Genomic DNA, 11,109 nt, shown 5'->3' with positions numbered 1-11,109 from the left:
ATGTCGTGGTCTACGATGACTCCGGGCTTCCATTGGCGTCTGCGCGTCTTTGGTGGGCACTTTCGCACTATGGCCATGAAAATGTGCAGGTTTTGGACGGCGGCTTGCAGCAATGGAAACTCGAAGGTCGGCCCACTGAAACTGGCGATCTAACCGTTGAGCATGGTGACTTTGAACCAATAGTGCAGAGCAATTGGATTGCCCGCAAAGCTGATGTCTTGGATGCGATGGGTAAGCCCGGAGTCAGAATTGTGGACTTTCTTCCAAACGACCTCTTCCGAGGCGACGGTGTTCACACTTGGGGAGGTCGCTCGGGACATATCCCTGGTGCAGTTAACATACCGGCGATATCGAACATCGATCCGGTTTTGGCACACACACCTATTGCTGAGCGGACAGCAAAACTACAGGAACGAGGCTCATTCAGGTTGGCGGATCGCCTCCGCCTCCTTCAGCACTATCAGGACAAGGGAATTCAAACCGACGACGAGGTTATCGCGTATTGCGGTCGCGGTATTGCCGCCTCCTGCGGTCTCCTTGCGCTTCGCCACATGGGGTTCGACAAGTCGCGCCTCTATGATGGTTCCTGGGCTGAGTGGAGCGCCGATCAAAGCCTTCCGATTGAAACGTCCTGAAACCCCTGTGCGGAGAGGAATGGTTTAAACCGGCGCTCTCTTTGTCCGCTGAACTCGTTTAAATGCAAAAGAGCTTGTCCGCGTTTCAAAAAGTATAGCATCAGTTCTTTTTTAATCGATCACTACTTGTAGATTGCAGCGTATCGAGGTGCGAAGAACTTAACGAAGCCTCTAACCTCTGGCCGACGATATCGCTGCGGTCGTTCGAACGCCTGATCAATGGCTGCACGTCTTGACCCTCCTTGGGGCCTCAACGGCGACAATTAAGTACGGACAAAAGATTGCAGCACCAATCACGACGACCGCCACACCTGAGGGGGGCTCTTGAACTGCCCCTTTCAGCGAGTCAGTGGAAGAACCGAGGCCAAGTCATTTCGGTCTATCAATCCCTTTTACGCGCCACGACGATAAATTGGGTCATCGAAAAAAAGAAGCGTCCAACCTTTGCAAGGCCGAACTGCTCGTCGAACCACGATTGCGCAACAGCGGGATCAACATGGTCATTTGCGACAGCATATTGCTTCATGAGGTGCATCATCATGATTGCGAGGCCATCAGGTTTTAGCTGGTGATCTGTCATTGTGAACGACAAGACATCTTCCACGTGGTCGCAGCGAGCTTTTATCAGTGCAGGCAGCCTTTCCGGGACGGAACCACTCACGAAGTGCCGGTTCCAGGATGTCAGCATCTTTTGCATTCTGCCGGGCTCGTCGCTGAACCAAATCAAGCTGCCAAAGTGTAGATCGCTGATGACGAGACGTCCGCCAGGCTTGATACAGCGCATTGTGTCAGCCAGCGCACCGTCTACATCGTCGATGTACTCAAAGACCTGGACCGAGACGGCCTTGTCGGCGCTTTCGTCCTCAATGGGCAAGCTATTTGCGGCCCCAGCACGAAACTCCACGTTTGCGTAGTCGCTGCACCGCTCTCTTGCGGCTGCCGTCATGTCAGCACTTGGGTCGATCCCGATGACATTACCATCCGAGCCAACTGCGCGAGCCAACTCCGCTGTTAACAGCCCGTTGCCACATCCGATGTCCAAAATAGTTTCACCGGGAGCAGGGCACAGCGCATCAAATGAAGCCTGTCGTCGCCGTGTCAATTCTGCTCCCTGATAGGCGATTTCAAGTAATCTCGTTGTCTCCGCGTTAAACTTTAGCAACTCTTCCCCCTTACAAAGCCCACAAGTCTCCAAACCTTATCAGAAAATGGGTTATCTACGAAAAGCCGGACGGATCATCGAGGTTTGAACATGGATCTACCAAAATAACTGAAGGTGCCGACTGGTATCGACGAATTGGTTAACCTCGGGAGATAAGGACGCTTCTGCTGCTTTATCGGACAAGCCTTTCGTAGCGGTTCGAACGTTAGAACAACGTCAATTCAACGGATGTCGAGGCCGTTCTCTCGTCCGAAATCGGTGTAGAAGGTGTCACTGCGGTATCGGTTTAATGTGGCCTCATCCGCTTGCCTTGGATCGTTGCCAGGACTTTGGACACCTGTTCCTTCTATGAAGCGGTTCACGAGATTAAAGACACCGCAGACCTGGATAGCATCGAACAACGCTCTCTCCGACCAGCCTGCCGCGTAGACTGCATTTGCGTCGGCTTCCGTCATTCGTGATGGCGAGACAGTAAGCTTTTCAATGTATGCCAGTAACGGTTTGAGATGATCCTCGACGGGTGCCGTATCGCGATCTTCCATCAGTGCTTCGATTGTCTCGACCTCAATGCCGTAGGCTTTGGCGAAAACGATGTGTGCGCCATGGCAATACGCACAAGCATTCAAGCCCGAGACGTAGGCTGCGATTAACTCACGCTCGGCAACCGATAGCTCGCTCTCTCCCCTCATCACAAGGCTTTCGTACGCACAAAGCGGAGAAAGCTTGTCAGGAAAGGCTTGATAGACACTTCCAAGTGTCGCGTTCTCCGGCAGAGATGGAAACAGGCGTTTCATTCTATTTTCTTTCAATCTTGCTTTGGATAATTTCGTCTCAAAGTGAGGAACCAACGTTGTTTACGCAACTTTAACGCAATTCCGGGTTCCGCACAGAGATTCTGTCGGAATACTGCGAACGGTTAGTTTGCCTGACGACACCCCAGAATGTTCGCCGTTTGGTGAAAGGCAATTTCTTTTGAGCCGTTCTCGTAAATTTACAAAGTCTGGTTTCTGCACGTCGCCGTCATTGGGGCACCGCGTTGCATCGATCAAAGTGGGCTCAGTGTTGCCGTTCTCCGCAGCAAGCATGATTGGCTGGTCCCAGCCTGAAGCAGGCATTCACAATCACGCTTTTCAGTTTTGCACCAAGCCATTGACTAGGACATGCGCGACGTTCAGGAAATCATGTTGTCTGCTGTAAACGACTGAATTGGGCTCGGTGCCATCGTTGTCTGCTGTTAGCATGATTGGCCGCACGCAGCCCAAACCGGACATTCAACCCAGGACTTTGCAATTCCGGCTTGGCGGGCTTTTTGATCGAAGAAATTTCTTGCACCAAGGTGCTGAGCCCAAAAAGTTAACAAATCAGACCGTTCCTCTAAGCCGATGTTTTTCCTATGGTTGGTAAGAAGTACCAAGTCGGGAGGTCTTAATGAACAAGCTTATCTCAGTAACGGGTGCCGTCTGCTTTGCTTTCACTGGAGCTTGGGCCGACGAACATACCCCGCCCAACATTCTTGTCATCATGGCAGATGACGTAGGTTGGGCGAGCGTCGGCGTTTACCACGGAGGTGTCAAAAGCATCGAGACGCCGAACTTGGATCGCCTCTCCTCTGAGGGTGCTCGTCTCACAGATTATTATGCCGAGCCAAGTTGTACTGCCGGTCGATCAGCTTTCATGACCGGACAATTGCCAATACGGACTGGTATGCACACGGTTGGACTGCCGGGAGATCCGGTAGGTTTAAACCCAGATGACCCAACGCTTCCGATGTTCCTGAAAAAGTTGGGGTATACGACGGGGCAGTTCGGAAAAAACCATCTAGGCGACCTCAATGAGTTCCTACCGACTGCAAAAGGTTTCGACGAGTATTGGGGTTGGCTCTATCACTTGAATGCTATGGAATATACGTCTGATCCGGATTGGCCAGACGACCCAGAATTCAACGCGCAATTTGCGCCTCGCAACATCATTCATTCATTTGCAACAGAGGAGGTAGACGAAACAGTCGACCCGCGATTTGGAAAAGTCGGGAAGCAGCGCATTATTGATGACGGGCCTGCGCCTCCTGAGCGCCAAAAGACTTTGGATGACGAAGTGACATCTTACACGAAGGACTTCATTTCTCGTGCAGTAGAGTCGGACACTCCGTTTTTTGTCTGGATGGCTCCAGCCCGTGCACACGTCTGGACCCACCTCAGCCCCGAATACGAAGCTATGTTGGGCAATGGGCGCGGACTTCAGGATGTTGTCATGAAGGAGTTGGACAACAACGTTGGTAACGTTCTCAGCCACCTTGAGGATCTGGGAGTCGCCGATAATACCATAGTGATGTTCACCGCAGACAATGGCCCGGAAACACTGACGTGGCCTGATGGTGGTACGACACCGTTTCATGGGGAAAAGGGTACTACTTGGGAAGGTGGCTTTAGAGTTCCTGCGATTATTCGCTGGCCGGGCAAAATTCCAGAAGGTCAAGTCTTGAATGGCATCTTCAGCGGAATGGACTGGATGCCAACATTTGTAGCTGCGGCTGGAGGTCCGACAGATCTAAGAGAAAAGCTCCTAGAGGGATATGAAGGCTATAAAGTGCATCTCGATGGCTACAATCAACTATCTTACCTGACGGGTGAGGATGAAGAGAGCAATCGCCGCGAGCTGATTTACTATCAGGGTACAGACCTCCAAGCAGTACGCTACAACGATTGGAAAGCGCACTTTGTCGTTCAAAACCACGGCTGGTCAGGCCCGAAGGAAGAATTGGTCGCCCCCTTGCTTTTCAACCTCCGCCGCGATCCCTACGAAAAAGCTGCGGAGGAAAGCGGTATGTACGTCCGCTGGATGGGTGAGAAAATGTGGGCATTCGGCCCAGCCGCCCGGTTAGTGCAGGCACATCTCGCTACTTTCGAGGAGTTCCCTCCGCGCGGGAAGCCGGTCGCCAATCAAGACCATGTTGAAGAACAAACATCAACCGAAGGCGGCATCTCTCAGTAGAGGAAGCGAGGCAACCAATACGCCTTTCCCACCGCAGCGTGGGCATCCGGCTCGGATCATCGGATGCCCAAAATAACCGACTAGGAATTTCGCAAAAAGCGAAACCTCTACGAGAAGGAGTCCTCCATGAGTGCTAGATTAGTCCTTCTGCTTGCTGCCGTCGGCCTCGTGCCAATTGCGTTGTCATACGGTCTGATGCCCGGCCGTTCGATCCCAGTTTTGCTGGGATTTCCAGTGGAAGGGACGAACCTGACGCATGTTTTCCGAGCGATTATGGGTCTTTACATGGCAAACGCTCTGTTTTGGTTGGCGGCTGCTTCGAAACCAGAGTTACAACGCCCCGCGCTGTGGGTTCTATTTTTGTTTATGTCAGGACTGGCCGTTGGGCGCATACTAAGCATCCTTATCGATGGAGTTCCGAACGGGGTACTTCTCTTTTATCTTGCAGCCGAGATAGCTTTTGCAGCTCTGGCGGCGGTTTCTCTGAAAAAAGTACGAGGAAACAGGAAGTGGTAAAATGGTGAGGTCTGGCTTTGTTTTCTCGATGATCGCAACTTTATCAGTTTCGGCATCCGCTTTTGCACAATCTTCATCTGTCCAGACCGCGGTGGACGAAAACTTCTTAGAGCTTGAGACTGCCGTTTCCGAAGCGGGAGCTGCTCCAATCGCATCGATAGATCACGCGCGCCTGGCCAAGGCCGAAGGCGTCGAAATGCCAGCATCTCGTGTACTCGTTTTCTCTGATCCAGAGGTAAACACACCTATACTGGAGGAGAACGTACGTGCAGGTCTGGACCTTCCTTTTCGCGTTCTTTCATTCGATCAGGATGGTCGACCGCAGATCGAATACACAGACTCTCAGTTTCTCAAAGTTCGGCATGGTCTAATCAATACCCAAGCGTTGAATGCATTTGAGAACAAGTTGCTCGAAGTCCTGAACGACTTGGATGCAGCACCAGCGCCGACCAAAGGATTAGTTGCAAACCATGGCATCATCGAATTGCGATCTGAGCTCAGCGTTCCAGAGGCAGTGGAACGTGTCAGGACAGCTGTGATGGGACAGGACGATACAGTCTGGTTTGGGGAGATCGATTTTGCGGCCGAAGCGTCCCAACTGGGGACGGAGCTGCCGGATGCTGTTCTCTTGCTATTCGGCGGACCAGCGCCCGGTGGTGTGGCTATGGCGGACTTTCCGGCAATTGGTTTGGATGCCTTTTGCCAAAAACTATTGGTTTACGCGAATGAAGAAGGCGGCTCCGTAGTCATTTTCAATGACATCGCTGCTTTGGCGGAGTTGCACTACGGTTCTTCAGCCGAACCTCATCACGGTTTGAACAAACGGCTGACGGAGACATTTCGCAAGGCAATTGAGTAGCCGCTGTTAGGAAAACGCAAAAAACCTTTGCCGATTGGCCATCTTTTCGTCGTCCGCTTTGGGTTGATTTCAGCGGTTCTCAACGCAACAGGCCTACCACGCTTTGGGCCGTTCGTTAAACTTTGCAAAGGCCGCTTTCTGCGCATCGCTGACCTTAAAGCGCGTTGAAGCATTTTGTATTTTGGGCTCGTTCCAGTCGTTCGCTGTGCGGTGTGTGAATGGCTGCTTTGTGTACAAAGCGGTAATTTGGCCGCCGTTTGGTCCATCGCAAAGTCATTTCACATTATCAAATAAAATTGATCCTCAATTTGCACCCCTAGTCTCATCTGCTTTTCAGGTTCCGTGTCAGAATACTCATGCGGGCGGTGGGCACACAACTTCAATCAGCGATGGCCCTTCGCTGGAGAGACCGGCGGAAAGCGCCTTTGCGAAGCTGTCCATGTCATCTGCGCGTGTCCCCGGAACACCATGGCCTTTCGCCAGCGAAACCCAGTCCAACGTCGGGTTCACCACGTCAAACATAGCCTGAGCATTCTGACCATAGCTCGCCACGCCGACGTTTGTGAGTTCATCGCGCAGGATTTGATAACCGCGGTTCGCAAACACAACGATTGTCACGTCCAGATTTTCGCGGGCCATGGTCCACAATGATTGAAGAGTATACATGGCGGACCCGTCGCCGGTTAGGGCGATGACTTTTCGGTCGGGGCAGGCGATAGCCGCACCCGTCGCACAAGGCAAACACAACCCAATCGCGCCGCCGGTGCCTGCGAGTAGGTCATGCGGGTGGGCGGTAGCTGTCGGTGGTATGACATGAAACCCGGACGTCACGGATTCATTGCAGATGATCGCGTTTTCCGGGATCAGCGCGGCCAACGCCAAACCAACTTTTTCGAGGGTCAACTGTCCGATGGGAATGTCTGGCAGGTCGAGCGGATGGGTTTCTGTCGCCGTTTTGCTTGTGACCCCGACCGCGTCGGCGAGCGCTTGCAGCGACCACTCGATATCATCTGTGGGCTTGCACAAGTCCGTAATGGGGCAATGCGGAGGTTCGGGCACGCTCGGTTTCCCGGGATAGGCAAAAAAGGCGACTGGCCTATCTGTGCCAAGCAGAGTGATCGAAGAGGTTGCTTCAAGCTGAGCGATCTTGGGCGATATCGGATAGACCAGTTGGTCTAGCCTTGCTGTTCCTGCGCCTTTGGAAATGCGCGGTATCAGAGTATCAGCCAACAAACGGCACCCCGTCGCGGCAGCGATCTTGCCAGCCAGTTCACGCTGGGGTCCAAACAGAGCTGATCCGCCAATCATCAGCGCGGCGTTCGGCGTTACAAGCCGGGCCGCCGCGGCCTCTATATCGGTTGTTGACGGTCGATGGAGGCTTTCTCGGTTGTCCAATCGGTTTGCCGCTGCGTTGGCTTCGTTCCAAGCTGTGTCGGCAGGCAGGACCAGCGTTGCAATCTGACCGTTGCGCGCGCGGGCCGCCTGAACCGCAGCCGCTCCGTCCGTGGCTACGTCAGTGGCATTGGACGACACACGCGTCCAATGACTGACCGCCTGGCTGATACCTAGGATGTCTCCCTTCAAAGGACTTTCATAATGCAGGTGATGCGTTGCGTGATCGCCCACAACATTCACGATCCCGGACCCCGCTTTTCGGGCATTGTGCAGATTGGCAAAGGCGTTGCCAAAGCCTGGTGCAAGATGCAGGAGCGTGCCCGCAACGTTTCGCTTCATGCGAAAATACCCGTCTGCAGCACCCGTCGTGCCGCCTTCAAACAGGCAAAGAATGCAATTCATCTCCGAGTGTTCATCCAAGGCAGCGACAAAGTGCATTTCCGAGGTGCCGGGATTTGCAAAGACCGTATTCACACCATTGTTCAAAAGGGTTTTTACGAGTGATTGAGCGCCGTTCATTTTAATCCTAGCCTGATTTCAAGCGATCATTTGATGACAATGCTCGCACGAAAAGGCCTTCTTTCTAAACATATTTTCCTCTCGACACGACACTTTACGACGCATGGCACCGCAACCGCTCGCGACGTGGAGCAGTCACCGGACTTAAGACCGTACCTTTTGGCGGGGCCAGAACTTAGAGCGAAAGCATTCATACACTTGGTGAGATAGACACAGTGCGAGCACGCCCGTTTTGGGCTCTAACCAGTCCTTCGCTGCACTAAGCTTGAACGTCTGCTCCGCCCCAACACCCACCAGCACCAGCGACCAGTCTTCAGCACCCGGAACCAGTCGTCAGCGGTCGTCTCAGCGCCGGTGGGCGGTTGTTAGCGGTCTCGTAGGCTGTCACGTCAGCGCCAGTAAACGGCTTCTCTAGCAGCCAAAATGCCCCCGAAACCGCCCCAGTTTCTCGGGCTTCGCTAAAAAGCCGAGTCTAATCATCGGAGGGCAAGGATTCCTACCACCCCAGCCAGTTCATCAGAACATGGATAGACAGCAGGCACTTGGGGCTAAACCCTCCAAGAAATGCCCCCGTTTATGCCCCAGTGGTTTCGGGTGTTACGGGTGTTGAGGGTGGGCCCTCAGAGGTCGTTGAAGGCCCATGCCACAGGTCATAGCAGGTCGCGATCGACCCCGTTCGCCCAGAAGTCCCAGTCGTCGCGCTTGTTATCCGCCGCCGACCCCTCAATCAGACTATCCGGGCGCATACGGTGTACTCCATCCCGCGAGCGCTGGAGAATTTACTCCGAATGAGATCAATTATGCACTTCCTCTTGATGCAAATCAAAAGTTACATTCTGATTTTGAGATATATTTAAGCACTTTCGGAGTTCTGCAAAAAGGAAGGGATGGCTGAAGTTTCAATGCTCCGCATTGGTGAAATTGGACCGTTGTCTGCTGCCTATGAGGCCCACGGAAACTTGCAAATCGATACACCAGTTGAGATGAAGAGAAGCGACAGAAAAAGACTTAAAGCGCTATGCGTAGCTACTTGCTCGCTTCTCTCTGCGTGCGCGCCCTCCCTTCCAGACATAAACACTGCCAATTTAGCATCGCGTTCAACGATAAACTTGTCCGTGCGGATCGTAGACGGAGATGTCCGTAGCACCGCTTATACGCGAGGCGAAGGTGCTGTTTCGGGTATTGGCGCAGGCGCCGGAGGTGCTTTAGAGGCGGGGCTTTCTTCAGCAGACCCATTCGGGCTGGCTCTCGGTGTCGCATTAGTTCCTGTGTTTGCCACTGCGGGAGGAATCTATGGTGCCGCGAGTGGAACGTCGCGATCGCGTGAAGAAATTGTACGTGCAGTAGATACACTGAACCGGGCCTATCAACCATCAAAGTTTGAAAGAGCATTCGAAACGACACTTTCCAACTCTTTGAGTAATGGGCTTTTCGATGGCGTGCCGCCGTGTTTCTCAACCAGTTCAAGCAGATCAAGCTGCCCACAAGGTGCACAAACTTCCAATCTTGTTATTCGCACCTCGTTTAACCTAATTCCGGCCGATTCTGGTGCAGGTTCTGGAAATTTGGACTTTATTGTTCAGACGCTTTTGACCGCCGAACCTAAGGGTGTCCTGCAGCCGGAGTGTATTTCGCTCAGATATACGAATTTCGCTGGTAACTTGTTTGAGTTGGCAGAAAATAACGGTCAGCCCATGGCAACGTCTCTTCAGTCAACGCTGTATGATTTTGCCTTGGAATTGCCTCTAGTTCTTAGATCTGCGGAAGCTGATTGGGGGGAATCAAGTTGGACAAGACTGAGGTGCGCCGAATGATGTGTTTGGATTGACATCGTCTCGAGCGTTCATAGCGCAATTGGAAACTTACATGCATCCGAGAATTTGCGGATTCGTCTGATTTAGGGGTCGGCGGCGGATAACAAGCGCGACGACTGGGACTTCTGGGCGAACGGGGTCGATCGCGACCTGCTATGACCTGTGGCATGGGCCTTCAAAGACCTCTGAGGGCCCACCCTCGGCACCCGTGACACCCGAAACAACTGGGGCATAAACGGGGGCATTTCTCGGAGGGTTTAACCCCAAGCGCCTTCTGTCGTTCCATGTTCTGATGATCTGGCTGGGGTGGTAGAAATCCTTGCCGATCGATGATTAGACTCGGCTTTTTGGCCAAGCCCAAGAAACTGGGGCGGTTGCAGGGGCATTTCGAGGGTAAGCACAGGGCAATTTGGCGGCTAGAGAGGCCGCTAACGTGACAGCCTACGGGACCGCTAGATCAACCTTCCACTGGCGCTGAGACAACCGCTGACGATCGGTTCCGGGGCGCTGAAGACTGGTCGCTGGTGCTGGCGGATTGGTGGGGCTCCTGACGTTCGAGGCTAGTGCTGCGAAGGACTGGCTAGAGCCTGAAGGTGACCTTGTTGGGCTGACAGAACCTGAATGTCACGTTAAGTTCCCTGAAACGGGAGGCAACGAATGGACAGACGGCTAACCACTGTGCTTGCAGCGGACATTGTCGGCTACTCAGCACTGATGGACCATGACCGTGAAGGTACGATTAGTGCACTCAGATCATTCCGTGAAGATACGCTCCAATTGAAACTGAAAGCCCATGGCGGGACAATGATCAAAAGCTTGGGCGATGGTTGGATCGCCGAGTTTAAGTCCACATCAGACGCTGCAGATTGCGCCATTGCAATACAGTCGGCACAGAAACCAGACAATATCAAGCTTCGAATTGGCGTCCATACCGGCGAGGTTGTCACCGAAGGTGATGACATTTTTGGTGATGGAATAAATGTCGCTGCTCGTCTCGAAGCTATGGCCGAGCCGGGTCAGGTTTTGATATCGGACACGTCTCACAACAGTCTTGACCGAGGCGACGCGTCCAAATTCGACGGCGGCGAGCAGACAGAACTCAAAAACATCACGCGCCGCATCGGTGTTTGGTGCTGGCCCAAGGGCACTTCAGCCAATCTGTCACAAATGACAGATATCAGACCTGGGATTGCAGTGCTTCCATTCGACAATATGTCT

The 11,109-nt window shown here is 53.1% G+C and carries 9 protein-coding genes; 6 read left to right on the top strand and 3 right to left on the bottom strand.

Annotated features, from left to right (window positions below):
* The coding region (locus AC2FNR_RS14490) for a sulfurtransferase (protein WP_496849674.1) at positions 1 to 635 on the top strand (635 nt) is incomplete at its 5' end.
* 382 nt (positions 636 to 1,017) lie between these two features.
* On the opposite strand, the gene AC2FNR_RS14485 is transcribed toward AC2FNR_RS14490, so the two are convergent.
* Both AC2FNR_RS14485 and AC2FNR_RS14480 read right to left on the bottom strand, forming a co-directional pair.
* The gene (locus tag AC2FNR_RS14485; protein ID WP_496849676.1) at positions 1,018 to 1,737 is read right to left on the bottom strand and encodes a methyltransferase domain-containing protein; all 720 of its coding nucleotides are present in this window, start codon (positions 1,735 to 1,737) and stop codon (positions 1,018 to 1,020) included.
* A 281-nt stretch (positions 1,738 to 2,018) separates the two neighbouring features.
* A complete protein-coding gene (locus tag AC2FNR_RS14480) occupies positions 2,019 to 2,591 on the bottom strand; it encodes a carboxymuconolactone decarboxylase family protein (protein ID WP_496678528.1) in 573 nt (190 codons plus the stop codon).
* A 634-nt stretch (positions 2,592 to 3,225) separates the two neighbouring features.
* On the opposite strand from AC2FNR_RS14480, the gene AC2FNR_RS14475 reads away from it, so the two are divergent.
* From AC2FNR_RS14475 to AC2FNR_RS14465, 3 genes are all read left to right on the top strand, one after another.
* Positions 3,226 to 4,788 (top strand): arylsulfatase, encoded by a 1,563-nt coding sequence (locus tag AC2FNR_RS14475; RefSeq protein WP_480489018.1) that lies wholly within the window; start codon positions 3,226 to 3,228, stop codon positions 4,786 to 4,788.
* A 126-nt stretch (positions 4,789 to 4,914) separates the two neighbouring features.
* A complete protein-coding gene (locus AC2FNR_RS14470; protein ID WP_170582982.1) occupies positions 4,915 to 5,304 on the top strand; it encodes a DUF4345 domain-containing protein in 390 nt (129 codons plus the stop codon).
* A gap of 1 nt (position 5,305) precedes the next feature.
* A complete protein-coding gene (locus tag AC2FNR_RS14465) occupies positions 5,306 to 6,163 on the top strand; it encodes a DUF302 domain-containing protein (RefSeq protein ID WP_170582983.1) in 858 nt (285 codons plus the stop codon).
* Between the two features lie 354 nt (positions 6,164 to 6,517).
* Here the strand turns inward: AC2FNR_RS14465 and AC2FNR_RS14460 are convergent, their stop codons facing one another.
* Complete coding sequence (locus AC2FNR_RS14460) at positions 6,518 to 8,077, bottom strand: acetolactate synthase large subunit (protein ID WP_170485060.1); 1,560 nt, start codon at positions 8,075 to 8,077, stop codon at positions 6,518 to 6,520.
* Between the two features lie 887 nt (positions 8,078 to 8,964).
* Between AC2FNR_RS14460 and AC2FNR_RS14455 the strand changes: the two genes are divergently transcribed.
* The gene (locus tag AC2FNR_RS14455) at positions 8,965 to 9,891 is read left to right on the top strand and encodes a hypothetical protein (RefSeq protein ID WP_496849672.1); all 927 of its coding nucleotides are present in this window, start codon (positions 8,965 to 8,967) and stop codon (positions 9,889 to 9,891) included.
* Positions 9,892 to 10,548: 657 nt separating this feature from the next.
* Positions 10,549 to 11,109: adenylate/guanylate cyclase domain-containing protein (locus tag AC2FNR_RS14450; RefSeq protein WP_496849671.1), on the top strand; the 561-nt coding region annotated here is incomplete at its 3' end.

The sequence above is a fragment of the Ruegeria sp. SATB045 genome (assembly GCF_059613525.1).
Note: the sequence above shows the minus strand (reverse complement) of the source record. Positions and strands in the feature narration are given on the sequence as shown.